The following is an 18322-nucleotide window of genomic DNA, read 5'->3' on the forward strand; positions in this document are numbered from 1 at the left end:
GATGTCAGCTATGTGTACGGCTCGAAAATATCATGACCTGCTACTTATTGTCAAATCGCAGATCTTCCGTTCGCAGGGTCATCAATTCCAGTTTACCCGGATTTCCCTGTGTGTATTGATTCAAGAGTCTAACAGCCTGATGCCGGATTGATTTCTCCACCACATTCCGTACATAACGGGCATTGCTAAAAGAATGGCAGCTATGCTCCTTTTCCAGCAGCAAATGCTGCTTCAGCTTCACAATCGTCTGCGGCATCAGCGTATAGTCACGTTCTTTGGCCATCAACTCAGAAATCTGAATCAACTGGTCTACCGTATAGTCTGGAAAATCCATCTGGATGGGAAAGCGGGAAGGCAGTCCGGGATTGGTGCGCATAAAAAAATCCATTTCATCCGAATAGCCCGCTAAAATTAATATGAACTGATTTTTGTGATCCTCCATAGCTTTTACCAGTGTATCCACAGCTTCCTTACCGAAGTCTTTCTCGCCGCCGCGGGCCAGACTGTAGGCCTCATCAATGAACAGAATACCGCCTAAAGCCTTTTTCACCAAATCCCTCGTCTTCTGCGCGGTATGGCCGATATATTCGCCTACGAGGTCAGCGCGCTCCACTTCAATCAGATGCCCCTTGCTCAGCACGCCAAGTTTTTGGAACATATTGGAAATAATGCGGGCGACCGTTGTTTTACCGGTTCCCGGATTGCCTTTGAAAATCATATGATAGACATGAGCGTTACTGATCAGCCCTGCCTCCGAGCGCATTTGAGCAATCTGAAGAAAGGCATAGATTTCAAAAACCAGATCCTTGATGTTATCCAGGCCTACCAACTGATCAAGCTCCCTCTGGATATCCTGGTACATGGCATGCTGTGGAAGCTGCTTGGCATGAACCTGGGGCTCCGCTTCCTTGGCCGTCGCCTCTCCGGCCTTTGAATGGACGGAGTGATTCGGTTCGTGGCTGCGCAACACTACATTAATCTGTCTGGATGGCCGGCCTTCCGGTCCGTTACCGGCAGCCATTACTCGCCCGTTCATGCATTAATCACCTCAACTTGAATTGGGACTGACTCCATGTATCCAATGTATTCTAGCGGGTCACGCCTTATTAGCAGATTTCCACGCTGTTAGATCCAAGAGACTCACTCACTAGAACCAACCAAGACAGCTGCAAAAACGGATACTGTTTCATCCGGCATCCGCCTAGACGTCCGGCCGCAGACCGAGGTTAATCATCCACTTCTCCAGCTTCCACTTTCCATAGGCCAGGACCTCACGGGACTGACGCTGTAAGACAGGCAGTACTTTAGTTTCGGTCAGAAATAATCCCGGCTGGTCATAATCCAGAAAACGTGCAATTTCCAACGCTCGCATACCATGAAAGTCATGGGTAATAATATCTGCAGTTTTCAAATGGTACTTACGCATGATCCTTTGGCTGTAGAGCAAATTTTCATAAGTGCTGGTCGCTTCGTTCTCCAACCATATAGATGACGCCGGGATACCATGATCTACCAGGTAGCGCTGCATTCCTTCAGCTTCAGTAAGACGGTAACCCGGTTTATCGAGGCCGCCTGTCACAATCAGAAGCTTGAATTGGCCATCTTGATAAAGTTCAATAGCTTTGTCGAGACGTTCCCTTAACCCCGGACTCGGCTGATCTCCCCACATCGAAGCTCCAAGCACAATACCCACATCTACTGGCTGAGGCGGTACTTTATCTGTCATCGTATTCATTCGCCACAGCACCGAGCCAAGCCATAGAAGTCCGATTACCATAATGGCAGCGACCAGTCGCAGCCACCATCTCTTCCGGTGGACTTTCCTCTTAATCATCATCCTTTTCTCCTGAAATCCCCATTGTGAAACCACTCGGCACGATGCTCCAACGACATCTGAAAATAAGGGAACATGTGAGAGCGAATGCTGTGCAGCAGACCTTCCGCGGTGGTGTGAGCCATATCGGCATCCTGCTGGGTAATATGCTTGCGCTGGAGCGCCTCCTGCAGCTCATCCTCATCGAGCAAAAACACTTCCCCGGTCTTCAGCACCACGACATCCAGATACAGATCATCGAACCAGGGAACGCCCTGATCTGTAATACCTTGATGCTTGCAGGTATCGATGTACCACTCTACAATCTGTTCACGGTCATCGAACATCGCGGTTACGACATAATTGGCATCCTTCGGATAATACTGGAGCCAGGAGTAACCCTTATCTGCAATACAAAAGGTGTGCCCGCCATACGTTTTCCATAACGGCTCCTTCAACCCAAGTATCGTGTACAGGGTGATGTAACCGGTAAACATATCGTTGTCCAGGTAGCGGCAGACGAATTTACGATTGGTGATTCTCCGCCAGTTGGCCCGATCTCCAAATTTACGTTTCATTTAAGAAAATCCTCTCGAACATAGTACTGACAGCTTACCATATTTTTGAGGTTCACTTCAAAATAAGGACACACACCTAAGATAAAAAATGAAAAAAGCTCCTGATCAGATCAGGAGCTTTGTCCAAGCCTTCATTATCTTCCATTTCCGTTCCCGTTTCCATTACCATTACCTCTATTGCCGCTTCCGGCATCCGTACCTGTCCCGCTGTCCGTGGTCCCATCTTCCGGTGAGACCGTTCCCGGTACCGTCACAGGCTGGCTGATACCTTGCTGTCCAGTAGTGTCGCCTTGGGCTGGATCGTCTCCGCTGGTGTCACTGGATCCGCCAGTCGGGGTATCGCTGCCGTTGTTCTGGCCGTTCCCACTGTCAGGTGGTGTTGTTCCGGTGTCCGTACCGGAACCGCTATTCGGTGTACCGGAATTATCCCCACCGTTGCCCAGACCGTTATTCCCGTTATCCTGAGGAACAGTTCCTTGGTACGTTCCGTCTCCATCTTCCGGAGTCGTTACATCCCCAGGAACGGGTTCCTGCTGTTCAGGCGGAGGTGTTACCTCTGCAGCGTCAATGGTAACAGAAACTGTATTGGACGGCTGCGATTCTTCCCCGGTGATTCCCGAGTACGCAGTGACGTAGTATTCATAGGTTAACCCCGCCATTGCCGCCTGATCGTCTGCACCTGTCGTTGCAACCCCGTCAATAATCGGCGTAAAGGAGCTCTCTGAGCTTTCCTTACGATAGACCCGGTATAAGACGTTGCTGCCTTCAGCAGGATTCCAGGATAGCGATACGGTCTGCGTATCCATACTATAGGATCCGGTCAGGCCGCCAGGTGTACCCAGTGCAGCAGGTTCTTCCTCCTGAGGAGGCTGCTCCTTCACCGGTTCATCTTCCTCAAGGCCTTTCGGCTTTTTAAAGTCGGTCACCTCATGACCTTGAAGTGCCTCCTGCATAACCCGTGCGAAGAAGGCCGCCGATAACGAACTGCTTCGTTTCAGCAAGTGGTCTTTATCCGGCTTGTCATATCCCATCCAGACGGCACCCGTCCATTCCGGTGTATAGCCTACAAACCAGACGTCACGGTTCGAGCTGTTGCCTTCAATGCCGCTCTGTGTTGTACCTGTCTTACCCGCAACCGGCCAGTCAATCTGAGCCTTTTTACCGGTACCGCTGGTCACAACATTTTGCATCATTTCCGTCATTTCATAGGCTGTTTTCTCTTTCATTACGCGCTTGAGATCGCTGGTATGCTCGAACTGGGTTTTACCGTTCGAATCATCAATTCTACGGATCGAATACGCGGTCTGGAACTGACCATCGTTGCCAAAAGCGCTAAATGCCTGCGCCATTTCAAGGGTGTTCGTACCCTGGCTGAGACCACCAAGTGCAATGGCAAGACTTTGATCCTCTGGCCCCAGCTTAATGCCGAGCTTCTCGGCAAAGGCGACCCCTGTCTTGACTCCGATCTGATTCAGCAGCCATACTGCCGGAATATTCTCCGATTTGGTAATTGCGTCGGTCATACTGATCGTCTTGGAATAACCATGCAGGTTCCGCGGACTGTATTTGCCAAAGCTCTGGCGCTCGTTACTGAGCGGTGTATCCATCGTGAACTCACCAGAGTCTAGCGCTGGCGCATAGGATACGATCGGTTTGAAAGCAGAGCCTGGCTGACGGCGGCTGTTCAATCGGCTGTAACCGCCGCGCTGATAATCGCGACCGCCCATTAATGCCACAAGACCGCCGTTGGTATGATCCATGATGACCATAGAGGCCTGCACCTGCTGATCGTCCTTGCTCTTCTCGAACAGGCTGTCATCTGCAAAAGCTTTCTCCATTGCCGTTTGAGCCTGCACATCCAGCGTTGTATAAATTTTATAGCCGCCAATGTTCAGGTCGTCTCCACTGAGTCCGTATTGGCTCTCCGCCTCATCCATAACATAGTCGATGAACGCCTGATGCTTCTGCTGCTTCTTAGGCGCCTTATACTGATAATTGATCGCTTTGGCTTCATCCATCTGTGCTTTGGTGATATAGCCCTGCTCATACATCAGCTGCAGAACAACCCCGCGCCGCTCCTTGGAATCATTCGGATTACTGGCCGGATTGTATTTGGACGGCCCTTTCGGAATCGCTGCCAGTGTAGCAATCTGCCACAGCTTTAACTGCTTCAGGTCCGACACGCCAAAATACCCTTCTGCAGCGGCTTTGACACCGTAGTAGGAATGGCCGAACCAGATCCGGTTCAGGTAAAGCGTCAGTATTTCTTCCTTGCTCATGTTCCGGTCCAGCGCTACCGCAATCGAAACCTCGGTTGCTTTGCGGAAGAACGTCTTGTCACGCGTCAGAAATAAGTTTTTCGCCAGCTGCTGTGTAATCGTACTGCCGCCCTCTACCGCAGAACGTGCAACGACGTCCTTAACAGCTGCACGGCCGATGGACCACAAATCCACACCTTTGTGCTCATAAAAACGCTTATCCTCCGTTGCTACAAACGCATCCTTCAGCAGTTTCGGAATTTCATCCTCTGTAGCCGGATCACTCTTCTGAACAGAAAGCTCGCCAACCAGCTTGTCATTGCGGTCATAGACCTTGGACGTTTCGTTGACTGTAATTTTATCCTTGTTAGCCTGGTACATCCGTTCGCCGTTAATGACGACAAACAGATAACCGGCAATGCCGCAGAACACAGCAAACGCGATCGTAAAGAATAAAATCCATGCGACTCGCTTTCCGGTTAATTTCTTTTTCTTGTTGCCTGCGGGCTTTTCTTTGTTTTTGCCCGGCTTATTGTTGCGGTTGCCAGATCTCGACAGTGAATCGTTAGACATTGCCGTGACTCCCTTTCGATGTTGAAGTAAGGTTCTCTCTCTGTTCTCTTTGGTTAAGCCTGCCAATTCTTGTACGTAATGAAAAGAACAACCTGATCAAGGTTGCTCCGGCTCATTGCTATACACTTAAACGTGCTCATTCATGAGAAAGTTTCAATAATTTTAGGATTCCGTACTAGGCTCCTGCTGCATTAGCGAGACGTTACGCTGTGGAGTGAAGGTGGAGATTGCGTGTTTGTAAATCATTTGCTGACGTCCATCGCTGTCGATGACAATCGTAAAATTGTCGAACGCTTTGATGGTGCCGCGCACCTGAAAACCGTTAACCAGATATACTGTCACAGGGATATTTTCTTTGCGCAACTGGTTTAGAAACGTATCTTGGATGTTAATGGACTTGTTCATTAGCCGTACCCCCAATAATCATTTGGATTGTTTTGAAGTATATTCAAGGTCTGTCCAAAACTTTCCTGCCACCAGATCACGGATTTTTGTGAAATGGTCAGAAAAATTTGCAGTATCCGTCACATCGATCCAATGGATATCCTTCATGTGCCGGAACCAGGACAGCTGACGCTTGGCATATCTGCGAGTGTCACGCTTCAGCCATTCCACTGACGCCTCGTAGGACACCGAACCCTGCAAATAGGCCGCAATCTCTTTGTAGCCCAGACCTTGCATTGAAATATATTCAGTTTTCACACCGCGTTCCAGCAGGGAAGCCACTTCTTCAACAAGTCCTTGCTGCAGCATTTCATCAATACGGTCTTCTATACGGTTATATAGCATTTGCCTATCCATTGTCAAACCGATCAGACACAAGTCGTACGGAGACTCTTTCTTCTGGGCAGCCAGCTGAGAGGACAGGGTCGTCCCGCTCACATGATAAATCTCCATAGCACGAATGACGCGCCGTTGATCATTGGGGTGAAGGCGGTTCGCACTTGTCGGATCAATGGTTCGCAGACGGTCATGAAGAGCTTGAGCCCCATGTTCAAGAGCAAACTGCTCCAGTTCTCTGCGGTAATCATCATCAGCTCCCACTTCCGAGAACTGGAATTCGTAACAGACGGACTCGACATACAAACCGGTACCGCCAACGATAAAAGGGAGCTTGCCCCGCTGGGTAATTTCCGGAATGAGACGGCGGCACTCCTCCTGGAAAGCGGCAACGGAAAATGGAAAATCCGGCTCGTGGATATCTATGAGATGATGCGGGATCCCCTGCATCTCTTCTGGTTTGATTTTAGCTGTTCCAATGTCCATATGTCTGTAGACCTGCATGGAGTCACCGGAAATAATTTCACAATTAAATTCTCGGGCAAGCTCAATGCTCATTCGTGTCTTGCCAATGGCCGTCGGTCCGACCAGGACGAGCAGCTTGGGTTTAGTTAAGGCGGTCAACATGAATCACTCCGTATATCGTTTTGGTCTGGCCGCGTTCCACCTTGGTGAAGCCCAGTCTTGCAAACTCTGTACTGTCCCGTTTTTCCTTGAGCACTACCGTTTTGCGTGCGACACGGCAGGCTTCCCGGATACTTTCCTCAGCGAGGGCTTCCGGATTGGCGAACATGCGCAGCGGGCTGATCGAGCTGGAATCGAGGATCGGGTCACGGAACATAGGGTCAAAGTATATCACGTCCGCGCTGCGGTCCGGCATTTCGCGCAGGATATCCAGATGCTCCGATCTGTGGAGCTCGATGCGCGACAATGCCTCATCGACCGCCTGCAGCCCTGAACGATAATACGACATCCCTTCTTTTAACAAAGCATATAATGATTCCGAGCTTTCGATAGCGATGACCTTACCGTCACGGCCTGTACCTACGCTGAACAGCAGGGAATCCGTTCCCAGCCCTGCTGTACAGTCCAGCACTGTGTCGCCAGGCTCCAGCCTGGCTGCCTCCAGCATCGGGTCCTGCTCTCCTTTGAGAATACGCTTGGCACGTATAAACCCCATGCTCGGATGGAACGTAAGCGGATCCTGACCAGGACGAACCAGCCTAGCCCCGTTCTGGATGACGACAATGACATCCTGCTCACCGCCGCTGCGCTGTACCAGCTTGCCAAGTGACATGCCTCTGCGCGGAACATAACAGGACCCGGTATGCTCCGCCAGAGACGCTGCCCTTTTGAACAATTCAGGGTTGTCCGTATCCCCTGTAGTAATTAACATATTTTCCTCCGATGTCTTGCATATTCATGTAAGGGCGTATTCAGATATGGCAATGAAATTACATTACTCGTTTAAACAATTTTTCCAGATCGTAGCTGGAGAAAGAAACAACAATAGGTCTTCCGTGCGGACAAGTATAGGGCTGTCTGCACGCGGCAAGACGATCCAGCAGGACTTCAGATTCATGCTCGGTCAGCTTCTGGTTGGCCTTAATTGAGGCCCGGCAGGAGCAGAGAATGGAGGCTTTTTCACGCAGCTTGGCCAAATCTATTGCCCGTTCACTCAGCACCCACTCCGCCATTTCTTCAATGATATCCTGCTCTTCTCCCTTAGGGAACCAATATGGATAGGAACTGACGCGGAAGGTCTGGCCGCCAAAATGCTCCAGATATACCCCTGCCTGTTCAAACCACTGCAGCCGCTCCTTCAGCTTCTCTGACTCTGACGGCGTAAATTCCAATGTAATTGGAAGCAGCAGCTCCTGGGAAATTTCCGCAGGCTTGCCGAACTTCTCGTAATAAAATTCATAATTAATCCGTTCATGCGCCGCATGCTGGTCAATCAGATACAAGCCGTCTTCATTCTGGGCGATCAAGTACGTTCCATGATGCTGGCCGATCACTGTCATCTGAGGGAAAGCCGGCAGTTCTGGTGCAGGACTCGCCAAAATCTCAAGCTGCTGACGGCTGAGTGCCGCGCCGGAGCCTCGCTCTTGGACATAGGAGTTCTGCTCTCTACGTTCACGCGGTTCTTTCGTCTCCGTCTGATACGAAGCTGCCGCCGCACTTTCCTTTACGGATGTATCCCAGGATTGCTGTGGTCTTGGATCCGGATTCTGCGGCTTCGTCCACTCCCGCCGGGGCACAGACCCCGTAGAGAACTGTTCGGCCTGGTGAGATGACGGAACGTTATTCATGCTGCCGGAATCTGCTGAAGGCGGATTGGAATCCCGCTTCTCCAGTTCAGGCTGTGAACTCGGGGCCGCTTTTTTATCAAAATGAAACTGTTCCTGAATAAATGATTTGCTGTCACTGCGCCCGAGACTTTGCTTGACGACCTTAGGAATCAGCACCTGGCGCTGCAGCAGTTCCTTAACGCTCTCCTCTACAAAGGCATACAGCTCCTGCTCTTTGCTGAAGCGCACTTCCAGCTTCGCCGGATGGACATTCACATCCACCAGGGACGGATGCATCTCGAGCTGCATAACAACAAGCGGGTAACGGTTGATCGGCAGTAATGTATGATAGGCTTTAAGGATAGCCTGGTTCAAGCCGTAATTTCTGACAAACCGCCCGTTAATAATCGTCGACATGGCATTGCGGTTGGACCGGGTCCATTCCGGCAGACTGACAAAACCGCCAATCCGGTAATCCAGACTTTCCGCTTCAAGCTGAAGCATGCTCTTGGCCGCAGAAGTTCCATATATAGCAGCAATGACCTGCAGCAGGTCACCATTCCCCATGGTCTGAAGCAGCGTGTTGCCGTTATGCCTGAGAGTAAAGGCAATCTCGGGATGCGACATGGCCATCCGGTACATAACATCTGAGATGTGGCCCAGCTCGGTCTGAATGGTCTTCATATATTTAAGCCTTGCCGGCGTGTTGTAAAACAATTCCTTCACTGTAAAATCTGTGCCGCGGCGCCCTGCCGCATCTTCGTGGGTCTGCAGGCGGCCGCCTTCAATGACGATCCGGCGGGCCTGGCCGTCTTCAGCATCCGAGGTAAGCAGCTCCACCTTGGATACAGCTGCAATACTTGGCAGCGCCTCCCCTCGAAAACCCAAACTGGTTATCTGGAAAAGGTCGCGTCCATGTGTAATTTTGCTGGTAGCATGACGATAAAAAGCAGTCTCGACATCATCAGGATGAATACCTTCGCCGTTATCAACGACCCGGATACTCATCAGCCCGCCTTCCTCAACGTGGACATCAACCCGTGTGCTTCCTGCATCAATGGCATTCTCCACCAGCTCTTTGACTACAGAAGACGGCCGTTCCACGACCTCGCCTGCTGCAATCTGGTTGGCGATATGCTCGTCTAATACCTGAACTTTGGCCATAACGTCTCCTTTCCGAATCGGCTCTAACAGCCTTCTTACAGATCCCGTGCTCTCATCTTCAGATCATTAAGCAGCTGCATAGCCTGCAGCGGTGTCATGTTCATCATATCCACCTGCTTGACTTCCTTGATAATCTCTTCTAACAGCGGATTACGAGCTTCAGATACATGGACTGCAGCAGGCGCAGCCGACTCCAGAGTCCCTGGTTCAGATTCATCAAACATGGACAGTTGAATAATGTCGGATCCCTTCTGTATCCGTTCGATTTGATCCATCTTTTCACTGGGCTCCATCTGTTCAGGCTGCGCAGCCTCTGTCCGTCCCCTTACCGGCTGTAACCGATCCGAGCCTCCGGCAATCTGGGCTGTTACTTCTTCCAGCTGCTGGAGCAGTCCATTCGCCCGGTCAATGATGACTTCAGGCAGGCCGGCCAGACGGGCACAGTAGATGCCGTAGCTGCTGCTTGCTGCACCGGGAATCAGCTTGCGCAGGAAATTGACCTTGTCACCGCTCTCCTGAACAGCCATGGAATAATTTGAGAGAGACGGCAGGCTGTCTTCCAAATGGGCCAGTTCGTGAAAATGAGTGGATACCAGCGCTTTACAGCCGATCGTCCCGTGTACATATTCGATAACCGCCTGTGCGATAGCCATGCCTTCACTGGTTGATGTGCCCCGTCCAAGTTCGTCGATAATAATCAGACTTCGGGGTGTTGCCTTTTCGGTCATAACCTGAATATCCGCCATCTCGACCATAAATGTACTCTGGCCGCCGATCAGGTCATCCGCTGCCCCAATCCGGGTGAATATCCGGTCCATGATCGGCACCTCGGCCCGATCAGCCGGTACAAAGCAGCCGATCTGCGCCATGATCGAAATAAGCGCAACCTGTCTCATATACGTACTTTTCCCTGCCATGTTAGGACCTGTAATGAGCAGAATATGGGCATGATCCTTTTCCAGTGCGGTTCCATTGGATATAAAAGCCCCGTCCTTCATCACGGATTCCACTACAGGATGGCGTCCCTGCTCGATCACCAGATCGTAACCATCACTCAGAGCCGGCTTAACGAACCCTCGTTCTGCACTGACAGCCGCCAGAGACTGATAAACATCAATCTCGGCCACCTGCTCTGCCAGCTTCTGCAGCCGCTGAATTTCATTATTTAGCATACTCCGCAGCTCGGTGAACAGGCTGTATTCAAGGTCCACCATTTTCTCCTCGGCTTCCAGAATCAAGGCTTCCTTCTCTTTCAATTCAGGCGTAATAAACCGCTCCGCATTGGCGAGTGTCTGCTTGCGTTCATAACGCCCTTCCGGAAGCGAAGATAGATTCGATCGTGTAACTTCAATGTAATAACCAAACACTTTGTTATATCCGATCTTGAGGGAACGGATCCCGGTCGTCTCGCGCTCACGCGCTTCAAGCTCCGCAATCCAGCGTTTACCGTTGATACTGGCTTCCTTCAGCTGATCCAGATAATCATGATAACCCAGCTTAATAATGTTTCCATCCCTTACGGAGACAGGAGGCTCATCAACAATCGCCTGATCGATAGATTCGCACAGATCTGCACACTCATCCAGCTCGTCCGCAATCCGCTGCAGTGTCTCGGACGGCGAGGTTGTGCACAGTTCCTTCAATGCCGGTATTCTTGAGAGGGACAGCTTCAGGGCGATCAGGTCCCGGGCATTCGCATTGCCGAAGGCAATCCGGCCAACCAGGCGTTCCAGATCATATATTTCCTTCAGCTGCTCTCGGATATCTTCACGCAGAATAAACTGGTTGTACAGCTTGTCTACCGCTTCCAGCCGGGCTTCAATCGCCGAACGGGTCAGCAGCGGCTTGTCGATCCAGCGGCGCAGCAGGCGGCCGCCCATCGAGGTTTCGGTCTGGTCCAGGAGCCATAGAAGCGATCCCTTCTTGGAGCGCTCCCGTACAGTCTCAACGAGCTCCAGATTACGCCGGGTGAACGGATCAAGGATCATAAAATGATCCGGCTCATATGTCTCAATATGGGTCAGCTGACCCAAAGAGCGCTTCTGTGTTTCACTTAGATAACCGATCAGCTTCGAGACATTAACCTGACGTTCCCGGCTGAGCCGTGCCCAGGCAGCAGCGCCGAACTGACTCTGGACGAGATCGTCCTTATGCTTGTCCCAAACCGTGAAGAGGACCTTGCGTCCGAGCGGTACCATCTCGGCTCCAATAAGATCCAGCAGATGGCCGTCACCGATAATCTCAGAAGGCTCGTAGATGTTAATTTCGTCTTTCAGCCATTCCTTGGAGTAAAGAACCGACGTGGCATACAATTCTCCTGTCGACAAATCACATGCCGAGAGCGCAAGCATCCCGTCCGTCTCAGATACACAGACCATGTAGTTGTTGGATTTGTCCCCGAGCGTCTTGCCCTCCATGACAGTTCCAGGCGTAATGACACGGACAATATCACGGCGGACCATGCCTTTGGTCGCTGCCGGATCATCCAGCTGCTCACAAATTGCAACCTTATAGCCCTTCTCAATCAGACGCTGAATATAATTCTCGGCAGAGTGGTAAGGCACCCCGCACATTGGAATTTTCTCGTCACCGCCGCCGGCACGTCCAGTTAGCGTAATCTCCAGTTCCTTGGAAGCCAGCAGGGCATCATCAAAAAATAATTCATAAAAATCACCGAGGCGGAAGAACAAAAAGGCATCCTTCGCCTGCTCTTTGACAGCTAAATATTGTTGAATCATAGGCGTGTATGTAGCCATGAGTTACCCTCCAAATCGAATACAGGCGCCGGCTGCCCATCAGCTGCAGCAGCTGGCCAATTGTAAAACAGCTTATTTTGCTCTGTCTTTCACTGAGAACACCAGATCTCTATTATAACAAAAACTATTACAAAAACGGCAATAGCAAAAAACGGCCGCTGCTCAAGGGCCGGTTGGAAGTTTCCAGAACGAACGGATGTCACGGGTTTCATCCCATGTACTCCCGCTCTCCACCTTTTGAAGCAGCGGCTCAATATATGATTCGTATTTCGCGTACGCCTTCAGACTGCGGAGATCTTGAAGAATCGGTCCCGCTGCTGCACGGAGGGGCGCTGGATCACCCTCATAATAAGCACGGTGCAGTTCCTCTTGATCCAGATCACGCCGTTTGAGCTGACGATAACTGCCTGCAATCAGGTAAGCCAGTCCGATCACACCTTTGGCGAGCAGCGGGGAGACCAGGAAGCTGGGCAATGTCCGGTATTCAAACCCCCCATAGCTTTTGCTCCTGTAATCTCCCAGTACCCCGTATTTCGGCCGGCGCCCGACTCCCCTGCGATCTTCAAGAAGACTTACCGGAAGCGCAAGATAGTGATCGAGCGCTCGCAGCAGATCACCGGTCAGCAGAACACCGCTGAAGTGAATATGTCCACCCAGCGGCAGTCCCCGCTGCGGCATGGAACCGGCCTGCCAGATCAGCGTACGGTCGGTAATCCGACCTGAAGCCTGCGAGAGCGTCTGCACCAGATGGTGCAGCAGACCTCGCGGATCACGACTCGGAATGGGCCTTAATTCGGCAATCGGATAGGAACGTCTTCCTCCCCGGATTACCGCATCACATCCCACTTGGCCGAAACGATCCAGAAAACGTGATGCCGGTACAATTTTACGGTCTGAATCCCGCACGAGCACGAACTCCGGATCCATCCCGATTAGAAGCTGTGCAGGCTCCAGCATTTCATGTTGAAGCTCCTCAGCATGCTCCTTAACTGCTTTCAGATATAAGGACTTCAGCACGGCGTCTTCCTTCCAAGGCTCGGCCATGATTTCATGAACGGCGTATTTGCCGTCAGACACAGCAGAAATACGAACTTCTCCGGCATCCAGGCCCAATGTATAAAGCGCCTTAATGGCCATTCGAATCATTCTGCGCTGCTGGATCGGCAGTTCCTGTTCGAGTGACATCTCCTCACGACCTGTCACTCTTCCAGCCGAGTGCATGACCCGCACCAGCTGCAATGTCCGAAAATGTGCGGTCTGGATCACATAATGCTGGGTCAGACCTCTACTGTGAACAGCATTCCGGCCAAAGCGGACTGGAATGCCGCTCCGTTCAAGCCTCCTTTTCTTCTCCAGCATGCTCCAATTTCTGAACTGCTGTATAGATGTGGCTTCATTCTCCAGTTTCGTAACCGCTCCCCCCTTTGGGCAGGGCATGATCTTCAAATAAATGGCCTAAAAAAACAAAAAGGAGGGCTCCTGCCCTCTACGCAGCCGGACACGGCGCATATAGTAAAGCAACCCTCAAAGTTAAATATGAATTACAATTCGTCATCCAGCAGATCAGGATCCAGGTCCTCGTAATCACCGGACTCAGCGCCGAAGTCATAGTCCTTGTCTTCAAAATAACCACCCTCGCCAGGGTATACTTTGACGCGGACCTTAGTTTCGGCAACCAGCTCAACCGCAAACTCTCGTTCGACACGGATAACAACATTGCCGCCGCCCGAAGATACACTGGCTTCCACACAGCTGGGTTCCTGCGTTGCCTCCGCGGATACCTCAACGGTGGAAGTCCGATGCTTCGGATCGAGATACGAGAGCGGCACATGCTCTACATACGATACTGTTTCCTTGGCCACATCGGTCTGTGAGTTCTTATCGTACGAATACCAGATGTTCAGATCGTACGTACCAATGACCTCAACACCGTCCCCTGCCGAAACCGCTTCGTATTGATGGTTAATAATCCATGCCCCCAGAATGCTGGTCGGATTATTGGGCGGAGTCACGGTATGAGCAATGGTAGAGAACTTGCGACCCTTTCCGCAGATCGCCTTGGTGATGATTTCTCTAAATGAGTTCTTATGACTCAATGACATCTTTTGAACCTCCTCCATACAATCATTCACTACAAGTGTATGCAGGACATTCGTCTAGGGTGACAACTATTTTCTATGATTATATTGAAGACTGCGACCGGGACGGGACAGGCGTCGGCGCCTTGTCTTTTTTCGCTATTTTCAGGTAAAAAGCCAGTTCCCGGCACAGCTGCAGGATCGCTGAGCGAATCTCGAACTCTTCCCTAGTGGTAGGCAGATCCATGGCCCGGAATTCTTCCTCTACATGAGCAAGAAGGGTTTCAGTACGCCCCGTATAATGCTCGGACAAGACATCGATACTCAACTGCTCGAATAATTCCGAGACATACTCGGCCTGAGGCAGATGCTCGTACACCTGGGAGATCAGATGCATCATGAATTGAATCGAATCCAGCTGCTGCTTACGCATATAAAAATAAATATTCCAGTTTTCCTGCGGATTCAGCACCTGATTCTCAAGTGTCCGGCTGGCGATGGTAAGTCCTCGGCTGATCGCCTGATCTGCTTCAATAATTTCCTTACCGTCCCATACCTTGTCCGGGTAATGGAGCGTATCGGAAATGTTCTTGAAGATCTGCGAGAACAGCTTGTCAATGTCCTGACGGATATGAAGCAGCGTATTGTCTGCCTTCGGCATATACACCAGATTGACGACCATCGCCGATCCAAGACCGATCAACAGCAGCCACAACTGGGTCAACAGCACATCGAGATCAATGACGCCGCCGCTGAACACGCGGAAAACGACGACGGACCCGGTGACAATTCCTTCCTTAAAGCCTGCGCGCACGATCGCCGGGAATGCGGTCAGAATGTACGCACCGAGCACCCAGTAATGAAATCCGAATACTGCAAAAAGCACACAAGCAAAAAGAAGTCCGACCACCGAAGCAAAAAATCGCGCAGAGATCGTCCGCAAGCTTCTCTTCCGGGTCACATCCACTCCAAGTATGGCCAGCAGGCCAGCTGAGGTTGCTCCGTGTACCCCCAGCGAATCGGCAATAAGCACCGCCATTAATGATGCAATGGCTGTTTTGATTACCCTGAACCCCATCTAACTACCTCACTCTTCTCTTGGCTGATCAGTATGTATGAATCTGTCTGCATGCTGATCCTTTACTATTCCATGTTGATCCTTAGTAAGCCGCATATTATAGCACTTGATCTATGGTACTTGATTTTCAACTTGTATACAACTTAACGGTCAGCGTCATATTGGGAGGGGAATACTCCTATAAAAAAAGCCGCTTCCGCAGCACCTTAACGGCTGGAAAGCAGCTTTTTCTCGATATAGGCGACCCCCTGATACATCAGAGCAGCTACCACAGCAATGATCAGCAGACTTGACATCACCAGCGTGAAGTTGAATACCTGAAACCCGTAGATAATCTGGTATCCAAGTCCATTCTTGGCGACAAGAAATTCACCAACAATTACACCCACCCATGCCATGCCTACATTCACTTTTAAGGTTGAGACAATAGCCGGGTATGAAGCGGGCAGTACGACTTTGCGGAAAATATCCTTCTTCCCGCCGCCGAAGCTGCGGATCAGCTTAATGAATTGGGGATCGACTTCATTAAAGCTGTTATATACGACCAGCGTCGTTATAATGACTGTGATTGATAAGGTTGTCACCACAATCGCATTAAAGCCGGCTCCGAACATCACGATAAAGATCGGGCCAAGCGCTACTTTGGGCATACTATTGAAGACAACCATATAGGGATCCAGCACCTTCGACAGAAACGGAGACCACCAGATCAGCACGGCCAGCAGGGTACCGAACAGTGTGCCAAGTACAAAGCCAGTCACCGTCTCACCTACCGTCATGCCCAGATGAACCCAAAGCTCTCCGCTGCAGGCATCCTTCCAGATCTGCCCGAATACTTTGGTTGGATAACTGAACAGCAGAACATCAATCCAGCGCAGACGGCCGGCTGCTTCCCACAATGCGAACAGCAGGAACAATATGGAGAGCTGAACGGTCAAAACCTGGCGCCGGTAGGATCTTCTCCGTACCTGATGCTGAAGGTGCAGCTCCAGCAGCCATTTCTCGCGCGCTTTATGCGGCATGTCATTCAAAGGTTACTCACTCCTTCCCGCCGACAGCTTCCAGCTCCCTCCAGATTTCATGAAACAGCTCTGTAAACCCTTCCTGTTCCCTGGCATAGAAAGGCTGCGCTTCCCGGATATGCTCCGGAATCTCGAACACCCGCCGGATCCGTCCCGGGTTACGTCCCAGCACAATAACCCGGTCGCTGATGGCAGCCGCTTCCTGCAGGTCATGCGTGACCAGTACAGCCGTCTTGCCTCTGCTGCGGAGAATATCTGCAACAAGATCCTCCAGCTGCAGCTTGGTCTGGTAGTCCAGCGCTGAGAACGGCTCATCGAGCAGCAGAAGATCCGGATCCATCGCAAGTGTACGTACCAGCGCTACCCGCTGCCGCATACCGCCCGACAGCTGGGAAGGATAAAGATCATAGGCACCAGCAAGATTCATACCATCAAGCATGCTTCGTGTACGGGCTTTGGCGGGTTCGTCAAGGCGTCCTGTCAGTTCAAGTCCTAATACGGCATTCTCCAGAATCGTGCGCCAAGGCAGCAGATAATCCTGCTGCAGCATATAACCGACCTGGGATGTCGGCCCTGCGACCTTATGGCCGTTTAACAGGACCTCCCCTGCAGCCGGACGGATCAGACCCGCAATGATCGACAGCAGGGTCGTTTTACCGCAGCCGCTGGGGCCGACAAGACTCAGGAACTCACCCTGGCGAACGTTTAAGTTGACTTCTTCAATGGCAAGTGAGGCTTCCTGATCCGTAACATATACGTGGGAGATATCCCTTAATTCAACTAAAGGCTGCAATCGTCCCTCTCCTTTCACGGACGGCACCGCAGCGGATCAGGCCGTTATTTTTGAGAAAAGCTGTTGTCGACGATTTGATCCGGTGCCACTTTTTCTTTCAGTTCTCCTGCACTGGTCATGACACCCAGCAGGTTATTCCATTCTGCCTCATCAATGACCGGATCCGCGGCATAAGTCTGCTGCTCCTTGTAGCGTTTAACGGCACTTATAACGATATTCCGGTCGGTATCCTTGAAATAAGGAAGAATGACATCGGCAATTTCTTCGGGCGAATGCGCAGCTGTCCAATCCTGTGCCTTCTGAATGGCGGCTGTAAATTTACGGATCGTATCCTTATTTTTACTGATGTAGCTTTGCTTCGCCATATAGACCGTGTAAGGAAGTCTGCCGCTCTCAACCCCGAAGGATGCCACGACCTTCCCTCTCCCTTCCTTCTCAAAGATGGAGGCTTGAGGTTCAAACAGCTGTACATATTGACCGGTTCCCGAGGCAAAAGCAGACGCAATATTAGCAAAATCTATATTTTGAACCAGCTTAATATCCTTTTGCGGATCGATGTTATGCTTTTTTAAAGTGAATTCCCCTGCCATCTGCGGCATGCCTCCCTTGCGCTGCCCCAGGAATTCTTTGCCCTTCAGCTGATCCCACTCAAAAGTCCCAATGCCGTCTCTGGCAAACAGGAAGGTCCCGTCAGTCTGGGTCAGCTGTGCAAAGTTAATGACCGGGTCCTCAGCTCCCTGCTGGTATACATATATCGAAGTTTCTGCACCAATCAGTGCAATATCAGATTGATTGGACAGCAGGGCTGTCATCGCTTTATCACCGCCTGGCGTTGTCGTAAGCTCCACATCAAGTCCTTCTTCCTTGAACATTCCCTGACTGAGTGCAACATACTGCGGTGCATAAAATACAGTGCGTGCCACTTCCCCCAATTTCACCTTGATTAGTCCTGACTTGCTGCCACAGCCGCTGAGCACTAAACCGGTCAATGCCAGAGCGGACAGCAGCATGCCGAACGTTCTCCAGCTGCCTGCCTTCATCGAGATCCCTCCACTTCCTATGCGCTATGGCTATATTCATACCATATGCGCCCGGAACCGAAAGGGAACCTGCCTGTTAGTCGAATGGGAGAGGTATT

General features: G+C 51.1%; 15 protein-coding genes. All 15 read right to left on the minus strand.

Going from position 1 to position 18322, the window contains the following annotated elements; genetic code table 11:
• Positions 1–40: 40 nt before the first annotated feature.
• Positions 41–1036 (minus strand): AAA family ATPase, encoded by a 996-nt coding sequence (locus Q5741_RS00800; RefSeq protein ID WP_305022142.1) that lies wholly within the window; start codon positions 1034–1036, stop codon positions 41–43.
• A gap of 165 nt (positions 1037–1201) precedes the next feature.
• Entirely contained in the window at positions 1202–1834 is a 633-nt protein-coding gene (locus Q5741_RS00805; protein ID WP_305022143.1) for a YdcF family protein, read from the minus strand.
• Entirely contained in the window at positions 1834–2391 is a 558-nt protein-coding gene (locus Q5741_RS00810) for a DUF402 domain-containing protein (protein WP_305022144.1), read from the minus strand. The genes Q5741_RS00805 and Q5741_RS00810 overlap by 1 nt, the downstream gene beginning before the upstream one ends.
• 134 nt (positions 2392–2525) lie before the next feature.
• Positions 2526–5222, minus strand: coding sequence for a penicillin-binding protein 1A (locus Q5741_RS00815; RefSeq protein WP_305022145.1), 2697 nt, complete (start codon positions 5220–5222; stop codon positions 2526–2528).
• 162 nt (positions 5223–5384) lie between these two features.
• Positions 5385–5627 (minus strand): RNA chaperone Hfq, encoded by a 243-nt coding sequence (hfq, locus tag Q5741_RS00820; RefSeq protein ID WP_305022146.1) that lies wholly within the window; start codon positions 5625–5627, stop codon positions 5385–5387.
• An 18-nt stretch (positions 5628–5645) separates the two neighbouring features.
• Positions 5646–6626 carry a tRNA (adenosine(37)-N6)-dimethylallyltransferase MiaA gene (miaA, locus tag Q5741_RS00825; RefSeq protein WP_305022701.1) on the minus strand — a complete coding sequence of 327 codons (981 nt, stop codon included), beginning with the start codon at positions 6624–6626 and terminating at the stop codon, positions 5646–5648.
• The gene (locus Q5741_RS00830) at positions 6610–7398 is read right to left on the minus strand and encodes a class I SAM-dependent methyltransferase (protein WP_305022147.1); all 789 of its coding nucleotides are present in this window, start codon (positions 7396–7398) and stop codon (positions 6610–6612) included. The genes miaA and Q5741_RS00830 overlap by 17 nt, the downstream gene beginning before the upstream one ends.
• A gap of 58 nt (positions 7399–7456) precedes the next feature.
• The gene (gene mutL / locus Q5741_RS00835; RefSeq protein ID WP_305022148.1) at positions 7457–9457 is read right to left on the minus strand and encodes a DNA mismatch repair endonuclease MutL; all 2001 of its coding nucleotides are present in this window, start codon (positions 9455–9457) and stop codon (positions 7457–7459) included.
• Between the two features lie 35 nt (positions 9458–9492).
• Entirely contained in the window at positions 9493–12213 is a 2721-nt protein-coding gene (mutS, locus tag Q5741_RS00840; RefSeq protein WP_305022149.1) for a DNA mismatch repair protein MutS, read from the minus strand.
• Between the two features lie 162 nt (positions 12214–12375).
• Positions 12376–13650 (minus strand): putative amidoligase domain-containing protein, encoded by a 1275-nt coding sequence (locus Q5741_RS00845; protein WP_305022702.1) that lies wholly within the window; start codon positions 13648–13650, stop codon positions 12376–12378.
• Positions 13651–13754: 104 nt separating this feature from the next.
• On the minus strand, positions 13755–14315 hold the full coding sequence (locus tag Q5741_RS00850; RefSeq protein WP_305022150.1) for an outer spore coat protein CotE: 561 nt from the start codon (positions 14313–14315) through the stop codon (positions 13755–13757).
• 79 nt (positions 14316–14394) lie between these two features.
• Positions 14395–15369, minus strand: a complete 975-nt coding sequence (locus Q5741_RS00855; RefSeq protein WP_305022151.1) for an aromatic acid exporter family protein — start codon at positions 15367–15369, stop codon at positions 14395–14397.
• Positions 15370–15575: 206 nt separating this feature from the next.
• Positions 15576–16391: an ABC transporter permease gene (locus Q5741_RS00860; protein WP_305022703.1), complete on the minus strand. Its 816-nt coding sequence runs from the start codon at positions 16389–16391 to the stop codon at positions 15576–15578.
• A gap of 16 nt (positions 16392–16407) precedes the next feature.
• Positions 16408–17184 carry an ABC transporter ATP-binding protein gene (locus tag Q5741_RS00865; protein WP_305022152.1) on the minus strand — a complete coding sequence of 259 codons (777 nt, stop codon included), beginning with the start codon at positions 17182–17184 and terminating at the stop codon, positions 16408–16410.
• A 44-nt stretch (positions 17185–17228) separates the two neighbouring features.
• Positions 17229–18224, minus strand: coding sequence for an ABC transporter substrate-binding protein (locus Q5741_RS00870; protein ID WP_305022153.1), 996 nt, complete (start codon positions 18222–18224; stop codon positions 17229–17231).
• Positions 18225–18322 lie beyond the last annotated feature (98 nt).

Source organism: Paenibacillus lacisoli (genome assembly GCF_030580655.1).
Taxonomy (GTDB): Bacteria; Bacillota; Bacilli; order Paenibacillales; family Paenibacillaceae; genus Paenibacillus; species Paenibacillus lacisoli.